A 17,407-nucleotide genomic window follows, 5' to 3' on the forward strand; every position below is an offset into this window, starting at 1 on the left:
CTAGGCTTTGGCCCTTGCGGGCGGCGCGGTGTCCGCCCCGAGCAATTCGCTGGCAATGGTGATGTAGTTGCGCCCCGCGGTCTGCGCGGCGTGGACGGCGGCGGTGACGTCCATCGACTTGCGCGCGCCGGCAAGGCGGATCAGCATCGGCAGGTTGATGCCCGCGATCACCTCGACATGGCCTGCATCCAGCAGCGAGATCGCGAGGTTGGACGGAGTGCCGCCGAACAGGTCGGTGAGGATGATGACACCCTTGCCGGTATCGACCGCTCCGATCGCGTTGGCGATATCGGTGCGGCGCTGCTCCATATCGTCATTGGGGCCGATGCAGACCGTGACGATCGCCTCTTGCGGGCCGACCACGTGCTCCATCGCCTCGACGAATTGGTCCGCGAGGCGGCCATGGGTTACCAGGATCAAGCCGATCATGTGTGAATAGGGGTCCGTTAACTGCCCGCCCGTCGGGAGGCCTTACGCGTTTCTACCTTAACCGACAATGTGTGTTGCACTGCGGCGTGATTTTCATGGGCTTTGCCTACCGGCGGTCGCCTTCGATGGCGTCAGCCGCGCGCGAGCCCAGGTTGCGGTGGCGGACAGTGGGCGAAAAACCTTCAGCGCGCAAGGCATCAGCCATGCTTTCGGCGGTGTAGACCGAGCGATGTCTCCCGCCGGTACAGCCGAAGGCGACATGGACATAGGGCTTGCCCTGCGCCGCATAGCGCGGAAGCAGTAGCAGGAGGAGGTCGCGGATGCGGGCGAAGGCCTCCCCGAACGCAGGGTCCTTCGCGATGTGCTCGCCGACGGGGGAATCCTGCCCGGTCTGCTCCTTGAGACCCGGCACCCAGTGCGGATTGTCGAGAAAGCGCATGTCGAACACGAGATCGGCGAGCGGCGGCATCCCGCGCGCAAAGCCGAAGCTCGAGATGGTGAGGGTGAGCGCGGCTCCGGCCTCGGGCGGGGCGAACAGCTCGCGGACGCGCGCCTGCAGGTCGTTGCTGTTCATCACCGTGGTGTCGATCATCACCTCGGCCCAGCGGCGCAGCGGTTCGAGCAGCTCGCGCTCGGCGGCGATGCCTTCCTGCACGGGGCGCCCGTCAGCCATCGGATGGCGGCGGCGGGTCTCGTTGAAGCGGCGTTCGAGCTCGCCCCCGGCGCAGTCGAGGAACAGCGAGGTGAGCGCGAGGTCGGGGCGCTGCGACAGGTCCTTCACCAGCGCGATGATGTCGGCCGGCACGAAGCCTCGGGTGCGCGAATCGAAGCCGATCGCGAGCGGCCCGCGGGTCTCGTCGGGCATGGTGACGAGCCGCTTGAGCATCCGGACGGGGAAGTTGTCGATGGTCTCCCAGCCGAGATCCTCGAGCACGTCGAGCGCGGTCGATTTGCCCGCGCCCGCAAGGCCCGTGACCAGCAGCAGCTGGCGCTGGTCGCAGGGTGGGGAAGAGACAGCGGGATCGCTCATGGGCCTCTATGTGGCGCTACGCCGGGGCAAAGGGAAGACGGATCGAACACGTGGCCGTGCATGGCCAGCGCCCGTTCGGCGCGGGGGGCGGGGGCGATGGTGCCGGGATCGAAGGCCAGCACCGGCACGGCGACGCCCGCGATGGAGCAGGTGGGAAGGGGCGTCTCCGGCAGGCGTTCCGGCAGCGGGCCGCCGAGGGTCAGGATCAGCGCCACCGGGGCGGGCGGGGCGACGGGGAGCGAGGCAAGGCCCACCCCGCGCACCTCCAGCAGCCCGGCGATATTGGGCGGGGGCGCGGCGATCAGGCGGCCGGACTTGGCGGTCAGCGTCACCGCATCATCTCCGATCAGCCCGGCCCCGCGGTCAATCAGGGCGAGCGCGAGGCTCGATTTGCCGCTCCCCGGCGGCCCCTCGATCAGCAGCGCGCGGCCCGCGATGACGACCGCGCTCGCCTGGAGCACCAGCGCGGTCATGCGGCGGCGGCGGGGAGGGTCAGGCGCAGGCACGCGCCACCTTCCCCGTCGGGGCGGGCGTCGGCGACGAGCGTCCCGTCATGCGCCTCGGCAATCGCGCGGCCGATGGCGAGGCCGAGGCCGGAGTGGTTGCCGAAGCTCTCCTCGTCCGGGCGGTCCGAATGGAAGCGCCGGAACACCGCCTCGCGCGCATCGGGGGCGATGCCGGGACCCCGGTCGCAGACCTCGGTGACGATCTGCCGCCCGCTCTGGCGGATCGCGACGCGCACCTCGCCTTCAGGGGGCGAGAAGGAGACGGCATTGTCGAGCAGGTTTTCGGCCACGCGTTCGAGCTGGGTCGGCACGCCCAGCACCTTGAGCGGGCCTCTGGCGGTGCTCAGGTCGAGCGTGATGTTCCGCCCGTTGTTGAGCCCGCGGTCCTCGCGGCTGCGGATGAGGTTGGCGAACAGTTCGGCCAGATCGACCCGTTCGAGCGTCGCGCGGCTGATTTCCGCGTCGACGCGGCTCGCGGCGGCGATCTCGGTGACGAGCCGGTCGATCCGGCGCACGTCATGCGCAGCGATGGCGATCAGCTGCTGGCGCAGTTCGGGATCGTCGACGCGCGGCAGGGTATCGACCGCATTGCGCAAGGAGGCGAGCGGGTTCTTGATCTCGTGCGCGACATCGGCCGCGAAGCTGTCGACCGCGTCGATCCGCTGCCGCAGCGCGCCCGTCATGTCCGAGACCGCGCGGGCGAGCAGGCCGATCTCGTCGCTGCGCTGGGGCAGGCGCGGGACCTCGACCTCGCGATCGCGCCCCTGCTTCACGCGCACGGCGGCGCGGGCGAGCAGGCGCAACGGGGTGACGATGGTGCGCGCGAGGAACAGCGAGAGCGCCGCCGATGCCGCCATCACCACCAGCATCGCGAGAAACAGCGCCGAGCGCGCGGTGCGCACGCTTTCGGTGATGTCGACCGCGTTGCGCACGGTCAGCAGCGTCGCGCCCTGCAGGCCCACGGGCACGGCGGCGGTGATGACGGGGGTGCCGTCCTGCCAGTCATAGAGCCGCACCTGCGATAGGCCGAGCTCGCGCGCGCGGGCCAGTTCAGGCCAGGCGTCGGCGTCCTGGGCTTCGGGCTCGACATAGTCCTGCACCGGTTCGGCGCTGACAATGGTATCGACCGTGCGGTCGAGCCAGACCGAAAAGCGCTGCTCCCAGTTGTCGTCAGAGATGTCGTTGAAGCGGAAGGCAGGGTCGGCGAGGGCAAAGCTGTCGGCGACGAGCCTGCCCTTGGCATCGAAGGTGCGCAGCCGCATCCGCTGCTCCTTCCCGATCTGCACCAGCAGCGCCTCCTGCCGCTGGCGGCTCGCCCCCGCGAGCGCCTCGGCGGTGATCTGCGCCTCGATCCGGGCGAGCTTGAAGCGTTCGTTGATCAGCTGGGTGCGGTAGCTGTCGAGGTAGAACAGCCCGCTGCCGAGGATCAGCAGCGGCAGGATGTTGACCGCGAGGATGCGCCCCGTCAGTGCGAAACGGCCCGTCGCGCTCAGCTGCTCGCCGCTCCCGGCGCGCTTGCTCTCAGCCATCGGTGAAGCTGTAGCCCGCGCCATAGAGCGTATCGATCGCGTCGAAGGCGGGATCGACCACCTTGAACTTGCGCCGCATCCGCTTGATGTGGCTGTCGACCGTGCGATCATCGACGAAGACATCGTCGGGGTAGGCCGCGTCCATCAGCTGGTTGCGGCTCTTGATCACGCCCGGCCGGATGGCGAGCGCTTCGAGGATCAGGAATTCGGTGACGGTGAGGCTCACCGCTTCGCCCTGCCAGGTCACTTGGTGCCGCGCGGGATCCATGAACAGCCGCCCGCGGGTGAGGCTGGCGGGCTGCGGTTCGGCGGGCGAGGCCGGCGCGCTGCCCGTGGTCCCGACCGGCTCGGCCCGGCGCAGGATCGCGCGGATGCGGGCGATCAGCAGGCGCAGCGAGAAGGGCTTGGCGATGTAATCGTCCGCCCCCAGTTCGAGGCCCGCCTCCTCGTCGCTCTCGTCATCCTTGCTGGTGAGGAAGATCACCGGCAGCGCGGAGTTCTGGCGCAGACGGCGCAGCAGCTCCATCCCGTCCATCTTGGGCATCTTGATGTCGAAGACGGCAAGGTCGGGCGGGTTGTCGAGCAGCGCCTTCAGCGCGGTCTCGCCATCGGAATAGAGCCGCGTGGCAAAGCCTTCGGCCTGGAGCGCGATCGAGACCGTGGTGAGGATGTTGCGATCATCATCGACCAGCGCGATCTGGAGCTTGCGCGCCTCGCCCCCCGCCTGTTCGGGCGGCAGGGCGGCAGCATCGGCGGTGTTCCCGTCCATCGCCATCATCCGGTTTTCGGCCGCGCTTTCATGGCCCTTGGGTAGCGCCAACGGCGACGCGCCGCAATCGCCGCTGCAAGCCGCGCGCAAAGCTGCGGTTGGCCGCTCCCCAAATTTGCTATGCCGCAGCCCCTTTGACGCAAATGTCATCGCAATTTAATGCCGCCACCAAGGGATCGGACAGTTTGGGACAACGAAGTCCGCCTGAGGTTGCATACGTATGCGCAAGTGCTACGGGGTGTGACGAAGGGCGGGCGGGATTCGCTGGAATCGGCTGACCGACCCCTCGCGCACATTATCCACGCTGCCTCGCCCAGGAGACATACGTTGACCCCGCTCGCAACCCCGCTGGCTGCCCAGAACCTCAAGACCGCCGCCACGATCCATCCCAACCTCGGGACCTCGGCGCTGGTCGAGCATGCGCTCAAGAAGGGCGAGGGCAAGCTGACCAAGCACGGCGCGCTGCTGGTCGATACCGGCCGCTTCACCGGGCGCAGCGTCAAGGACAAGTATGTCGTCCGCGATGCCGAAACCGAGAACACGATCAACTGGGGCACGATCAACCAGCCGATGAGCGAAGCGCATTTCGCCGCGCTGAAGGCCGACTTCCTCGCGCATCTCGAAGGTCAGGATGAACTCTACGTCGCGGACCTGTTCGGCGGCTCGCAGCCGGAATATCGCGTGAACGTGCGCGTCATCAACCAGCTGGCGTGGCACAACCTGTTCATCCGCACCCTGCTGGTGCGCCCCACCGCCGAGGAACTGGCGGACTTCGTTCCCGAATACACCATCATCAACCTGCCGAGCTTCAAGGCCGATCCCCAGCGTCACGGCTGCCGCAGCGATACGGTGATCGCGGTGAGCTTCACCGAGAAGCTGATCCTGATCGGCAACACCGAATATTCGGGCGAGATGAAGAAGGGCGTGTTCGGCCTTCTCAACTACCTCCTCCCCGCGCAGGGCGTGATGCCGATGCACTGCTCGGCCAATATCGGCGCGGACGGCAAGAGCGCGATCTTCTTCGGCCTGTCGGGCACCGGCAAGACCACGCTTTCCGCCGATGCCAGCCGCACCCTGATCGGCGATGACGAGCACGGCTGGTCGGACACGGCGGTCTTCAACTTCGAAGGCGGCTGCTACGCCAAGATGATCAACCTCTCGGCCGAGGGCGAGCCCGAGATCTACGCGACCACGCAGATGTTCGGGACGATCCTCGAGAACGTGACGATGGACGAAGCCACGCGCGAGCTCGACTTCACCGACGGCAGCAAGACCGAGAACACCCGCGGCGCCTATCCGATCGAGTTCATCCCGAACACTTCGGAAAAGAACCTCGGCCCGGCGCCGTCGAACGTCATCATGCTCACCGCCGATGCCTTCGGCGTGCTGCCCCCGATCGCGCGGCTGACCGCGGATCAGGCGATGTACTACTTCCTCTCGGGCTACACCGCCAAGGTGGCCGGCACCGAGATCGGCGTGACCGAGCCGGAAGCGACCTTCTCGACCTGCTTCGGCGCCGCCTTCATGCCGCGTCACCCCTCGGTCTACGGCAACCTCCTCAAGGAGCGGATCGCCAAGGGCGGGGTGGATTGCTGGCTGGTCAACACCGGCTGGACCGGCGGCAAGTACGGCACCGGAAGCCGCATGCCGATCAAGGCGACCCGCGCGCTGCTGAACGCGGTGCTCGACGGCAAGATGGACGATGTCGAATTCCGCCGCGATCCGAACTTCGGCTTCGAGGTTCCGGTTCACGTGCCGGTGCTGGCCGAGGCCGGGATCGACCAGACGATCCTCGATCCGCGCAGGACCTGGGCCGACAAGGACGAATACGACGCGACCGCCAAGAAGCTGGTGCAGCTGTTCATCGACAACTTCGCCCAGTTCGAAGCCCATGTCGACGAAGGCGTGCGTCAGGCGGCACCCGCGCCCGTCGCGGCCTGATCACATCACGAGTTAGGGAGAGGGGTCCCGCCCGGCGCAAGACCGGTGCGGGGCCTTTTCCTTTGAAATGACGCATCGCTGGGCCACACTCCCTTTCGAGACGACTCGAAGGAGGGACCAGCATGAGCATTCTCGACGGCATTCTGAAGAACATCGGCGGCGCGCCGGATGATGTGGCGAACCTCGCCAAGCAGATCGGGATCGACCCGAGCATGGTCGAAACCGCGATCGCGGCGCTCGGCAAGACCCATCAGCTCGATGGCGACACGGTGCAGCTGGCAGCGGAGAAGACCGGCCTTTCGCCCGACATCCTCAACCAGGTCGTCAGCGCCATCGGCGGCGAGGGCTCGCTGACCCACTTCGCCTCGATGCTCGACAAGGACGGCGACGGCAATCCGGTCGACGACGTGATGGACATGGCCAAGGGCCTGTTCGGCAAGAGCTGAACGGCCCGCTGGCGAAGGGGGCGCAGCCTAGCTTGCGTCCCCTTCGCCGCCGCCACCGCCATCGCCTTCGCCCTCGGCGCCGTCTTCGGGCGCGGCATCCGCGGCTGCATCCGCACCCCGCACCGCCTCGGCCAGATCGAGGCTTTCGCCTTCCTTGGCCGCTGCGATCAGCTTCATCAGCAGCTTGGCCCGCTCCGCCGCCCCGCCGCCGTGCGGACTGGCTGCCAGCGGTGCAAGAAAATCGCGCGCGATCGCGTGCTTGCCTTCGCCGATCAGCATCATCCCGGCATTGATCTGCAGACCCTGATCGAAGGGCGCGAGCGTCGCCGCCTTCTCCAGCGCCGCCCGCGCGTTCTCGTTGGGCTTGAGCCCGCGCTCGACCTGGCTGCGGTAGTAGTAGATCAGCGGCAGGGGGTGGTCGTTCTCGAAGGCGTTGAGCGCCTCGAAAGGCTTCATCGCCGCGTCGTAGGCGACTTTCGGATCCTCGGCCTCGCCCGCCTGCCGGAACAGGGCGTAGCCCTTCTGGACATAGGCGTTCACGCGCCTCGGATCGCGCGCGATCGCCTTGTCGGCGGCGGCGATGGCCTCGGCGTCATTGCCCGCGTCATACTCGGCCTCGGCCAGCGCGGCGAGCGCGCCGGGGTCGTCGGGATACCTCGCGGCGATGGCGCGCGCCTCGGTCAGGAGCGCGGCCGCCTCCTTGTCGTCCACCCCGCGTTGCGAGCGGATCACGACCGGCATCATCGCCGCCTCGCCCGCAGGCAGCTTGCGCAGGGCGACGGGGCTGATCGGTCCGATCTGCTGCGGGGTCAGCACGTAGGTCATCATGCCCCGCCCGGTCATGTAGTTCTTGAGCTCTCGCTCCAGCTGGTCGAGGTCGCCGAAAGCCGCCTCGCCCGCCTCCAGCGGTCCCATGCCGTTGAACAGGTTTATCTGGTACTGCGCCAGCTGCCTGCCGCGCTCCTTCGAGAAGGAGAGGTAGTGATAGAGCAGCCAGCTCTTGCCGTAGAAGGCGTCGTAGCCCTTGCCCTTCTGCTTCTCGTAGAGCGCCGGATCGAGCAGCTCGCGCACGTGGACCGGGTCGGCATAGACCAGCTCGGCCCCGCGGTGCAGGGCGGGGCGGCCGATCAGCAGGCCGCCATCATCCTTGAAGGTCGTTGCCGCGAAGAATTCCGCCGCCCCCTCGCTCAGCCAGCGCGGCTTGGGGAAGCGCGAGGAGCCGATCAGGAAGTGGTGGGCATATTCGTGCAGCAGCACGATGGTCGAGAAATCGGGGTAGCCCTTGGTGTTGCGGATGTCCTGAACGAAGGCGCGGCTGCCGCCGGCGCGCGGGATGTAGAACCCGCCGACATAGCGGTTGCCGCCGACGAGTTTGCGCATGTCGCCCTGCCCGCCGACAACGAAGATCGTCACGCGGTTGGAGGGGCTGGGCTTCTCCAGATCGCGCCCCGTGAGGAACGCCATCGCGCCGTGATAGCGTTCGAGGTTCTCGGCGAACTTGCGGATGTCGGCTTCCTTGTCATCGGCGTAGATGACGAAGTGGTCGCTCGATGCCTCGTACCACTCGGCCCATGCGGGCGCTGCGGCGAGCAGCGCGAGGGCGGCGGCGAGGCTGCGGATAAGCGCGGAAATCATGGTATGCGTCCCCTGATCGCGCGGCCCTGCGACGGCCGGACGATGACGCCAAGCATATCGGCTTTATCGCGCAATGCCAGAGGGTTGCGACGAAATGCGCGCGCGGCGCCTAGCCCTGCGGACGGGTGTCTTCGAGATATTGCCAGATGCGGCTGACCACGACCGATCCCTCGCCCACCGCGCTCGCGACGCGCTTGACCGATCCGGCGCGCACGTCGCCCACGGCGAAGATGCCGGGGGCGGTGGTGGCGTAGTCGTCGCCCTGTCCTGCCGCTGCGCCGGTGAGGACGAAGCCCTTGTCGTCGGTTGCGGCGAGGCCCGAAAGCCAGTCGGTGTTGGGCGCCGCGCCGATCATGATGAACAGCGCGCGGGTGTCGATCCGGCGCTCCGAGTCCTTCGTCTTGAGCGTCAGGCCCTCGAGCCAGTCATCGCCGTGGAGCGCGGTGACTTCGGAGTGATAGTGGATGGTGACGCGCGGATCGGCCTCCAAACGCTGGGAGAGGTAGCTGGACATCGAGGCCGCAAGGCTGCCCGATCGCACCACGAGGTGCACGTGCGACGCGGCGCGGCTGAGATACATCGCCGCTTGCCCGGCCGAATTGCCCCCGCCGATCACCACCGCCTCGGTCTTTGCGCAGAAGCGCGCTTCCATCTCGGTCGCGGAGTAGAAGATTCCCGCGCCCTCCAGCTCCTCCAGATTGGCGAGCGGCAGGCGGCGGTACTGCACCCCGGTCGCCACCAGCAGCGCGCGGGCGCACAGCTCGTCGCCGTCATCCAGCGTCACGCAATAGGAACCGTCATCGCGCTTCGACAGCGCCTCGACCCGGCGCGGCATGACGAAGCGGGTGCCGAACTTCATCGCCTGCACCTGTCCGCGCCAGGTGAGGTCGGTGCCGCTGATGCCGGTGGGAAAGCCCATGTAATTCTCGATCCGGCTGGACGTGCCCGCCTGCCCGCCGACCGCCGTGTCCTCGACCACCAGCGCCTCGATCCCCTCCGAGCCCGCATAGACCGCCGCCGCCACCCCTGCCGGGCCGCCGCCGACGATCACGAGGTCGTAGGTGCGGCGCGAGCAGATATCGAGATCGAGCCCGAGATATTGCGCGACCTTGCGCGGGGTAGGGTCCTCCAGCCGCGTGCCGTTGCCGAGCAGCACGGCCGGCTCGTGGCCGATCAGGGTGCACACCTGCACGCTCTGCTCGTCCTTGGCATCGAGATCGTAGCTCTTGAAAGGGATGCGGTTCCTCGAGAGGAAGCGCTCGACCGCCTGCACCGCCGCATCGCGGTCGGCGCCGACCACCTTGACCGCCGCATTGCCGAGCTCGAACTGCTTGCGCCGCCGCGCGGCGAAGACGGTGATGAGGTGGTCGGACAGCTCGGGGATGCGGCTCATCAACTCCAGCACGCCGCGGCGCGGGGCCTCGATCACGCGGGTGTCCACCGCCGCGCGCATCTTGAGGTAGTTGGTCGATCCGCTCAGGAACCCGATCTCGCCGAGAAACTGCGTCGGGCCGAGGCCGGATTCGAACATCCGCTCGCCGGTATAGGGATTGACGACCTCGATCTCGCCTTCGAGCACATAGACGAAGCGGTCCATCGGCTCGCCGATGTCCATCACGATGGTGCCGGCAGGATAGAGCTTCTCGCCCCCGATCGCGCAGATCGCATCGACATGCTCGGCCGCGAGCGGCACGCGGCGCATGGTCTCCAGGTCTTGTCCGAGTGTTTCCATGCCGCCCTCCTGTCATGCGCGGATTGCAAGATGGGGACAGGTTAGCGGTTTGGGAAGCGGGGCGATGTGCGGGAATTGCTGTGTTGTGGTCGAGGTTGGCGTTGACCGCCCTCCTCTTGAGAGGAGGGCCGCGAGACTTGGCAGCTTGCTGCCTAGTCGCAGCGGGGTGGTGTCGAAGGTGCTCGCTTCGCTCGCCATCACCCCCAACCCCCTCCTCTGAAGAGGAGGGGGGATATGTTCACCCCTTTGCCCCCGCGATATAGCGGCTCACCGTGTTCGCCATCACCGAGAGCGGCGCATTGCCCCCCAGCACCACGGCGGTGTTGAACGCCTTGAGGTCATACTTGCCGCCGAGCTCCGCCTGCGCGCGGGCGCGGTTCTTGACGATCTCGCTGTGGCCGATCTTGTAGCCGCAGGCCTGGCCCGGCCAGCTGCAATAGCGATCGACCTCGGAGGCGACCTCCTCGACCTTCGATCCGTTCTCCTCGACGAAGAACTGGCGGCCCTGCTCGCGCGTCCAGCGCTTGGAGTGCATGCCGGTGTCGACCACCAGACGGCAGGCGCGGAAGGCGAGCGATTGCAGATAGCCGAGGCGGCCCACCTTGAACTCGTCATAGGCGCCCAGCTCGTCGGCGAGCTGCTCGGCATAGAGCGCCCAGCCTTCGGAGAAGGCGTTGAAGGCGAGGATCGAGCGGATCAGCGGCAGGCGGTTCGAGAATTCGCCTTCCCACACGTGGCCGGGGATGCTCTCGTGGAAGGTGAGGTCGGCAAGGTCGTACTTGCGGTGGAGATCGGTGGTTCTGAGGTTGATCCAGAAGCGGCCCGGGATGGTGCCGTCCTTGCTGCCCGCCCCGCCATAGGCCCCCGGCGCGCCGGGCTCCTCGGCGAGCGGCAGGCGGCGCACTTCCATGTTGGGATTGACCAGCTGGTTGAAGGCGCGCGGCATCTGCCCGCGGATCCACTTGAGACGGTCGTTGATGAAGTCGAAGATCTCCGCGCGGCCCGCGTCGCCCTCGGCGAAGTGGTAGCGCGGATCGGCGCTGAGCGCGCGCATCCGCTCGCCCACGCTGCCTTGGGTGTAGCCGATCTCGCGCAGGATCGGGTCCATCCGCCCGTGGAGCGTCTTCAGCTCGTCGAGGCCCTGCTGGTGGATCTCGTCGGGCGTCATCTTCGTGGTGGTCGAGGCGCGGATCGCCCAGTCGTAATAGGACTCGCCATCGGGCTGGGCCCACATGCCGGCGAAGTCCTTGGCGGCGGCGCGCTGGACCTTCAATTCGGCCAGCTGGCGCTCCAATGCGGGGACGATACCGCTGGCGGTGATCCGCTCGGCCTGCGCGGCGGCGGTGTCCGCACCGGCGATGCCGCTGGCGGTGAGCGGCCCGGCGTAGCTCTCGCTTGCGCCCTTGATGCTCGCCTCCATCTGCCGGATCGCCTTGTCGAGCAGGAAGGCGGGCGGGATCACGCCCTGGCCGCGCGCGTCTTTGATCCGGTCAAGCTCGCCATCGAGCAGCGCCGGGACTTCCGCAAGGCGGCTCATGTAGGGGCCGAGATCCTCGGGCTTGGACAGCGGCTGCGAGGAGCCGAAGTGGCGGGGCAGATCGATATAGCCGCCGACGTTCTGGATCACGACATAGGGCGCATTGCGCCAGCTGCCCACGGCGACATCGCCATAGGGCTTGGCCATGCCTTCGAGCGCGCTGGAGAAGGCGGTCTCGACCACCTCGAAGCCGATCTGCTGGTCGCTGGTGAGGCCTGCCTTGGGATAGGCGCGCACTTCGGCGACGAGCTCCTTGAGGGTGGCGGCATAGGCCGCGCGGCCCTCGGCCCCGCCGGTGCCGAAGGTCGATCGCCACGCCGCATATTCGCCCGTGTCGACCCCGAGACCGGTGGCGCGGCCCGGCTCGTGCGCGAGCATGCGGTAAGCGATGTTCTCGAGCGCGGCATCGGGGTCAAGGCCCGCGATGGAGCCCGAGGCGCTGGCCGGCGTCGCGGGGTTCGCGGCGCAGCCCGGCAGCAGGGCGAGTGTCGAGGTGCCGGCAAGCCCTGCAAGGGCGGCGCGGCGGGTGATCGTGGTGGTGCTCTCTCTCATGGCGGCAGGGTGTGGCGAGCCGCCGCGCGCAAGTCAATTGCACCGGCAGGCCCGCCCGCGCTAAGGGCGCGCGCATGACCAGTATCGTGCTCGCCATCGTCATGCTCGCCGCCTTCGCGCTGGTCGCGGGGGCCTTTGCCCTGTGGCGCCGCACGGGCGACGCGAAGAACCCCGCGCTGATGGTGCTGCTGGCGGTGATCGCGATCGTCAACGTGCTGATCTGGACCGTGCCGACCGACACCGGCGAGACGCCGGTCGACCAGATCGGAAAAGCCGCCGGGGGAAACTAGGGGGTAAGCCTCCCCCGGCGACACCCGGGTTACTCCGGGATTCTCCAGGTCACGCTGTTCGAATAGCTCCCCGCGACCGGCTTGCCCGTTCCGTCGCGTGCCGCATCGAAGCGCGCGCGTTTGCTCACGAGATCGCAGGTCGCCGCATCGAGCGCGGCGTGGCCGGTCGAGCGGGTGATGGTGCAGCCCGACACCTTGCCGCGCGCGTCGATCTGGAGCGTGAAGCGCGCGGTGCCCTCGAGCCCCTCCATGATCCAGCGCGGGCGATAGTCGTCATTGGTCACCCACTTGCCGGGATTGCCCTTCGCCTTCGCGCCGACCGGATCGTAGAGCGAAGCCGGGCTCGGCACGGGGCCGGGGGTGCCGGTGACGATCGGCCCTTCGGTGCCCGGCGGCGAGGTGGGGATGGTGATCGGCCCGTCGAAGATCACCGGCGGATTGATCGGCGGGTTGGGGATGACGGGGATTTCGGTGACGGTCGTGGGGTTCGTTGTCTTGTTGTCGGTCTGCGACTTTTCGTCGGTCGGCGGCGGAGGCGGGGGCAGGGGGATCTCGGCGACCGAGGTGGCCGTGGGGTTGGGCGGCTTGGGCACCGTCACCACCGTCACCGCAAGGCCGACGACCAGCAGCGCGCCGAAGGCTCCGGGGATGCCCAGCGCGCCGGCAAGCGCGGCGGCGTTGGGGCGGCGGTTGGCAGAAGCGTATGTCATATGTGCTCCTCTCTCCATCATCGTGGGAGCGGTGGCCGGAGCACCTTTGACAAGCAGAACACTCCGGCCCCGCTCGGGACTCAGAGTACTATGACTTTTGCTAGGCCCGAAGAACTTTCGCGTTGTTTTTCAGGACTGTAATTTTTGCAACCATTTCGGTAGAGAAATGGTTGAATTTGCTTGCGTGCCCGCCTCCGCGGGCACGTCCTCGGCGCTGTTTCAAGCCCTGCGGGCTTGAGCGCCTGCGGCTCGCGCGCGTGCGCTCGCGGTCGCTGGCGCGACCGAAATCATCGCAAGTCTGATGAGTCGCGCTGGCCCGGCCCGTAGGGCCGCAAGGCCGAACGGCCGCCCGCAGGTGCCCGGAGCGCAGCGAAGGAACAGCACCGAGGACGTGGTCGCGGAGGCGACCACGCAAACAAGAGCTACTTGATCGGGCAATCCGGCGAGAGGCGGAAATCCAGATAGTTGTCGACCGAGCGCATCAACTCCTCGAGCTCGTTCTCGAAGAAGTGGTTGGCGCGCGGGATTTCCTCGTGGTGGATGGTGATGTGCTTCTGGGTACGCAGCTTGTCGACCAGCTTCTGCACCGCATTGGGCTGCACCACCGTATCCGCCGCGCCCTGCACGAAGATGCCGCTCGCGGGGCAAGGGGCGAGGAAGCTGAAATCGTACATGTTGGCGGGCGGCGCGACCGAGATGAAGCCGCGCACTTCGGGGCGGCGCATCAGCAGCTGCATGCCGATCAGCGCGCCGAAGGAGTAGCCCGCGATCCAGGTGCTCTGCGCCTCGGGGTGGATCGACTGCACCCAGTCGAGCGCGCTCGCCGCATCCGAAAGCTCGCCGATGCCGCTGTCGAACGACCCTTGCGAGCGGCCCACGCCGCGGAAGTTGAAGCGTAGCGTCGCAAAGCCGCGATCGGCGAAGGTCTTGTAGAGCCGCTGCACGATCCGGTCGTTCATCGTGCCGCCGCCCTCGGGGTGCGGATGCAGGATCATCGCCACCGGCGCGCGCGGGCGCGGGGGCGGGGAGAAACGGCCTTCGAGACGGCCTTCGGGGCCGGGGAAGATCACTGAGGGCATTGCTGGACCTTATGAAACGCTGTGCCGCGCCGGGTGGCGCCGGAATTGCGCGGCCTATATAGGGGCACTCGCGAAAATCGCAATTATTGTGAGGAATCCCGCCATTTCAGGCCGCATCTACCTCGATCACGCCGCCACCAGCCCCCTGCGCCCCGAAGCGCGCGCGGCGATGGAGGAGGGCTTCGCGATCTGGGCCAACCCCTCTTCGCCCCACGCCGAAGGCCGCAAGGCGCGCGCCGCGCTGGAGGATGCGCGCGAGCGCGTGAAGCGCGCGCTGGGGTGGGAAGGGGAGTTGATTTTTACCTCGGGCGCGAGCGAGGCGCTGTGGATTGCCCTCAACCGCGCCAAGGTGGAGCGCCGGATCGTTAGCGCCGTCGAGCATGACGCGGTGTTCCGCGCGGCACCGGATGCCGAACTTTTCACGGGCGGCGAGCCGCCGGCCGAAGGCACGCTCATCGCAGTCCAGCACGTCAATCCGGAAACCGGCACGATACTCAGGATCGCAGACACCGCCGATGCGATGCGCGAAGACGGCGCGCTGCTCCTTTCAGACTGCGCCCAGAGCGCAGGCAAGCTCCCGCTGCCCGAGGCCGACATGATCGTCGTCAGCGCCCACAAGTTCGGCGGACCGATTGGCGTGGGTGCGCTGCTGGTACAGGACTTTGCAGTGCTGGAACCCGTCGGCGGGCACGAGCGCGGCTATCGTCAGGGCACCGAGAATCTTCCCGGCGCTATGGGCATGGCGGCAGCGCTCGAGGCGGGCTGCTGGGTAACCTCGCCCAATGAACGCCGCGCCTTCGCCGAGGCGCTGTCGCCCTACCAACTGGAGCGGGGCGAGCAGGTGGATTACATTTTCGCCCTCGCCCACCCCACGATGAGCGCGCAGGCGCTCCTGATCCGCCTCGACGGACAAGGCTTCGCGGTCTCGGCGGGGAGCGCGTGTTCCTCGGGCACCTTGAAGAAAAGCCGCGTGCTCGATGCCTTCGGAGTGCCCGACGATGTGGCGGCGCGCACGATCCGGGTCAGCCTCGGGTGGAACACCACGCCCGAGGAGCTTGAGCGGTTCGCGAAGGCCTGGGCTTCGCTATGCTGATCTCGTCATTGCGAGGAGCCGAAGGCGACGCGGCAATCCATGGACGGACCGCGCGTCAAGCGGGAACCTCACGCCATGGATTGCTTCGCTCCGCTCGCAATGACGAAGACATGGGCGTAACCCCATGATCTACCTCGACTATCAGGCCACCACACCCCTCGCCCCCGAAGCGCGTGAGGCGATGTTGCGCTGGCTCGGCGGGCCGGAGAGCGACACTTTCGGCAACCCCCACTCGCCCCACCGCATGGGCCGCATGGCCGCCGCGGCGGTCGAGGCCGCGCGCGATCAGGTCGCGGCGCTCATGCCCACCGGCGGTCGGACGATCTTCACGAGCGGCGCGACCGAGGCGCTCAACATGGTGCTGCTCGGCACCACGGGCGATGTCCTCACCTTCGCCACCGAGCACGCCGCGGTGCTCGATTGTGCGGTGGCGGTCGAGGCGCAGGGGCGGCGCTTCACCGTGCTCCCCGTCCTGCCCGATGGCCGCGCCGACCTTGAGGCGCTCAAGGCCGCGCTGACGCCGCAGACGGGCCTCGTCGCGATCATGGCGGTCAATAACGAGATCGGCGTGGTGCACCCGCTCGCCGAGGCCATCGCCATCGCCCGTTCGGCGGGTGCCAGAGTGCTGGTCGATGCCGTCCAGGCCTATGGCAGGCTCGCCTTGACCCCCTTCAGCCCCGACTTCGTGGCGGTCTCGGCGCACAAGATTCACGGGCCCAAGGGGATCGGCGCGCTGTGGATGGCGCCGGATACCACGCTCCAGCCCCTTGTTCACGGCGGCGGTCAGGAGGCTTCGCTGCGTTCAGGCACCCTCTCGCCCGCCCTTTGTGCAGGGTTCGGGGCGGCCTCGCGCCTCGCTTTTGAGGGGATGGAGGCGCAGATGTTTCACGTGAAACATTTGGAGAACATTGCCCGCGATCTGTTCGAAGGCTGGCAGCTGAACGGCAGCGCGGAGCACCGCTGGCACGGCAATCTCAACATCCGCAAGGACGGCCTCGACGTCGCCCGCCTGATGAGCGACTGCCGTCAGGTGATGTTCTCCGCCGGGAGCGCCTGCGCCAGCGGGTCGGGCCGTCCCAGCCATGTGCTGCGGGCGATCGGGCTTTCGGACGCAGAGGCAAAGTCCTCTATCCGCCTCGGATTCGGGCGCTATACGAGCGCAGCGGAACTCGAATCCGCCGCTGCCATGTTGAACGCCGCCGCGAGGGAGCAGGGCCTGTGAGCATTACCGTCACCTTCATCGACCCGCGCGGCAAAGTCATTGAAACTGCTGCGGAAAGTGGTGACAACCTGCTGCGCGTCGGGCAGGCGGCGGGGCTGCCGCTGGAGGGCACCTGCGAGGGGCAGATGGCGTGTTCCACCTGCCACGTGATCGTCGCGGCCGACTGGTTTGAGCGCCTGTCCCCCGCCTCGGAAGAGGAGGAGGACATGCTCGATTTCGCCGCCGGCGCGCGGCGCACCTCGCGCCTGTCGTGCCAGATCGAGCTGACGGCGGAGATGGACGGATTGACCGTCACCGTCCCCGCCACCAGCTCCGATGCGCGGCGGATGTAGCGCGGAATTACAGCGGTTCTTCAACGCGTTCCATGTTGAGCGCGGCCATTAGCGCCTCGGTGAAGGCGGGGATGTCGCCCGGCTTGCGGCTGGTGATGAAGTTGCCGTCGACCACCACCTCCTCGTCGACGACCGCCGCGCCGGCATTGGTGAGATCGGTGCGGATCGAGGGCCAGCCGGTGACGGTACGCCCTTCGATCAGATCGGCCTCGGCGAGCAGCCACGGGGCATGGCAGATGGCGGCGAGGGGCTTCCCCGCGGCGTCGAATTCGCGGATGATTTCAATGACCTTGTGCTCGGTGCGCAGGATGTCGGGGTTCATCTGCCCGCCGGGGAGCAGCAGCGCGTCATAGTCTCCGGTCTGCACCTCGCCGACGGTGAGGTCGACCGGCACGCTCTCGCCCCAGTCCTTCTGGTCCCAGCCCTTGATTGCCCCGGGCTTGAGGCTGGCGACCGAAACCTCGGCCCCGGCTTCCTCGAGCAGGCGCTTGGGTTCCATCAGTTCGGACTGCTCGAACCCGTCGGTGGCGATGATGAGGACGCGCTGCATGATGTGTCTCCTGCGGTTGGTATCC

General features: G+C 67.7%; 17 protein-coding genes. 6 read left to right on the top strand and 11 right to left on the bottom strand.

Annotated features, from left to right (window positions below):
• The 5 genes from BZF57_RS02445 to BZF57_RS02465 form a co-directional block, all read right to left on the bottom strand.
• The gene (locus tag BZF57_RS02445; protein WP_086734228.1) at window positions 1-429 is read right to left on the bottom strand and encodes a PTS sugar transporter subunit IIA; all 429 of its coding nucleotides are present in this window, start codon (window positions 427-429) and stop codon (window positions 1-3) included.
• Window positions 430-535: 106 nt separating this feature from the next.
• A complete protein-coding gene (gene rapZ, locus BZF57_RS02450) occupies window positions 536-1,459 on the bottom strand; it encodes an RNase adapter RapZ (protein ID WP_086734230.1) in 924 nt (307 codons plus the stop codon).
• Complete coding sequence (locus BZF57_RS02455; RefSeq protein ID WP_086734232.1) at window positions 1,456-1,932, bottom strand: HPr kinase/phosphorylase; 477 nt, start codon at window positions 1,930-1,932, stop codon at window positions 1,456-1,458. The genes rapZ and BZF57_RS02455 overlap by 4 nt, the downstream gene beginning before the upstream one ends.
• Window positions 1,929-3,494 carry a sensor histidine kinase gene (locus BZF57_RS02460; RefSeq protein WP_086734234.1) on the bottom strand — a complete coding sequence of 522 codons (1,566 nt, stop codon included), beginning with the start codon at window positions 3,492-3,494 and terminating at the stop codon, window positions 1,929-1,931. Before BZF57_RS02460 ends, BZF57_RS02455 begins: the two co-directional genes overlap by 4 nt.
• Complete coding sequence (locus BZF57_RS02465; protein WP_086734620.1) at window positions 3,487-4,269, bottom strand: response regulator transcription factor; 783 nt, start codon at window positions 4,267-4,269, stop codon at window positions 3,487-3,489. Before BZF57_RS02465 ends, BZF57_RS02460 begins: the two co-directional genes overlap by 8 nt.
• Window positions 4,270-4,590: 321 nt before the next feature.
• Here BZF57_RS02465 and BZF57_RS02470 point away from each other — a divergent pair, with 321 nt between their 5' ends.
• Window positions 4,591-6,204 (top strand): phosphoenolpyruvate carboxykinase, encoded by a 1,614-nt coding sequence (locus BZF57_RS02470; RefSeq protein WP_086734236.1) that lies wholly within the window; start codon window positions 4,591-4,593, stop codon window positions 6,202-6,204.
• 122 nt (window positions 6,205-6,326) lie between these two features.
• The gene (locus BZF57_RS02475) at window positions 6,327-6,650 is read left to right on the top strand and encodes a hypothetical protein (RefSeq protein ID WP_086734239.1); all 324 of its coding nucleotides are present in this window, start codon (window positions 6,327-6,329) and stop codon (window positions 6,648-6,650) included.
• A gap of 27 nt (window positions 6,651-6,677) precedes the next feature.
• Here the strand turns inward: BZF57_RS02475 and BZF57_RS02480 are convergent, their stop codons facing one another.
• The 3 genes from BZF57_RS02480 to BZF57_RS02490 all read right to left on the bottom strand — a co-directional run bounded on the left by BZF57_RS02480 (window position 6,678) and on the right by BZF57_RS02490 (window position 12,106).
• Entirely contained in the window at window positions 6,678-8,285 is a 1,608-nt protein-coding gene (locus tag BZF57_RS02480; RefSeq protein ID WP_206073180.1) for a hypothetical protein, read from the bottom strand.
• 109 nt (window positions 8,286-8,394) lie between these two features.
• Window positions 8,395-10,017 carry an FAD-dependent oxidoreductase gene (locus BZF57_RS02485; RefSeq protein WP_086734241.1) on the bottom strand — a complete coding sequence of 541 codons (1,623 nt, stop codon included), beginning with the start codon at window positions 10,015-10,017 and terminating at the stop codon, window positions 8,395-8,397.
• A gap of 238 nt (window positions 10,018-10,255) precedes the next feature.
• Window positions 10,256-12,106 carry a DUF885 domain-containing protein gene (locus BZF57_RS02490; protein WP_086734243.1) on the bottom strand — a complete coding sequence of 617 codons (1,851 nt, stop codon included), beginning with the start codon at window positions 12,104-12,106 and terminating at the stop codon, window positions 10,256-10,258.
• A gap of 74 nt (window positions 12,107-12,180) precedes the next feature.
• Between BZF57_RS02490 and BZF57_RS02495 the strand changes: the two genes are divergently transcribed.
• On the top strand, window positions 12,181-12,396 hold the full coding sequence (locus tag BZF57_RS02495; RefSeq protein ID WP_086734246.1) for a hypothetical protein: 216 nt from the start codon (window positions 12,181-12,183) through the stop codon (window positions 12,394-12,396).
• 29 nt (window positions 12,397-12,425) lie between these two features.
• Here the strand turns inward: BZF57_RS02495 and BZF57_RS02500 are convergent, their stop codons facing one another.
• Entirely contained in the window at window positions 12,426-13,106 is a 681-nt protein-coding gene (locus tag BZF57_RS02500; RefSeq protein ID WP_086734248.1) for a TonB family protein, read from the bottom strand.
• Window positions 13,107-13,528: 422 nt separating this feature from the next.
• Entirely contained in the window at window positions 13,529-14,185 is a 657-nt protein-coding gene (locus BZF57_RS02505) for an alpha/beta hydrolase (protein ID WP_086734251.1), read from the bottom strand.
• A gap of 88 nt (window positions 14,186-14,273) precedes the next feature.
• Between BZF57_RS02505 and BZF57_RS02510 the strand changes: the two genes are divergently transcribed.
• The 3 genes from BZF57_RS02510 to BZF57_RS02520 all read left to right on the top strand — a co-directional run bounded on the left by BZF57_RS02510 (window position 14,274) and on the right by BZF57_RS02520 (window position 16,832).
• Window positions 14,274-15,278 (top strand): cysteine desulfurase family protein, encoded by a 1,005-nt coding sequence (locus BZF57_RS02510; protein ID WP_086734253.1) that lies wholly within the window; start codon window positions 14,274-14,276, stop codon window positions 15,276-15,278.
• A 124-nt stretch (window positions 15,279-15,402) separates the two neighbouring features.
• Window positions 15,403-16,500, top strand: a complete 1,098-nt coding sequence (locus tag BZF57_RS02515) for a cysteine desulfurase family protein (RefSeq protein ID WP_086734255.1) — start codon at window positions 15,403-15,405, stop codon at window positions 16,498-16,500.
• The gene (locus tag BZF57_RS02520; RefSeq protein ID WP_086734257.1) at window positions 16,497-16,832 is read left to right on the top strand and encodes a 2Fe-2S iron-sulfur cluster-binding protein; all 336 of its coding nucleotides are present in this window, start codon (window positions 16,497-16,499) and stop codon (window positions 16,830-16,832) included. Before BZF57_RS02515 ends, BZF57_RS02520 begins: the two co-directional genes overlap by 4 nt.
• Before the next feature lie 7 nt (window positions 16,833-16,839).
• On the opposite strand, the gene BZF57_RS02525 is transcribed toward BZF57_RS02520, so the two are convergent.
• Window positions 16,840-17,382, bottom strand: coding sequence for a type 1 glutamine amidotransferase domain-containing protein (locus tag BZF57_RS02525; protein WP_086734259.1), 543 nt, complete (start codon window positions 17,380-17,382; stop codon window positions 16,840-16,842).
• Between the last annotated feature and the right edge of the window lie 25 nt (window positions 17,383-17,407).

The sequence above is a fragment of the Erythrobacter colymbi genome (assembly GCF_002155685.1).
GTDB lineage: Bacteria > Pseudomonadota > Alphaproteobacteria > Sphingomonadales > Sphingomonadaceae > Erythrobacter > Erythrobacter colymbi.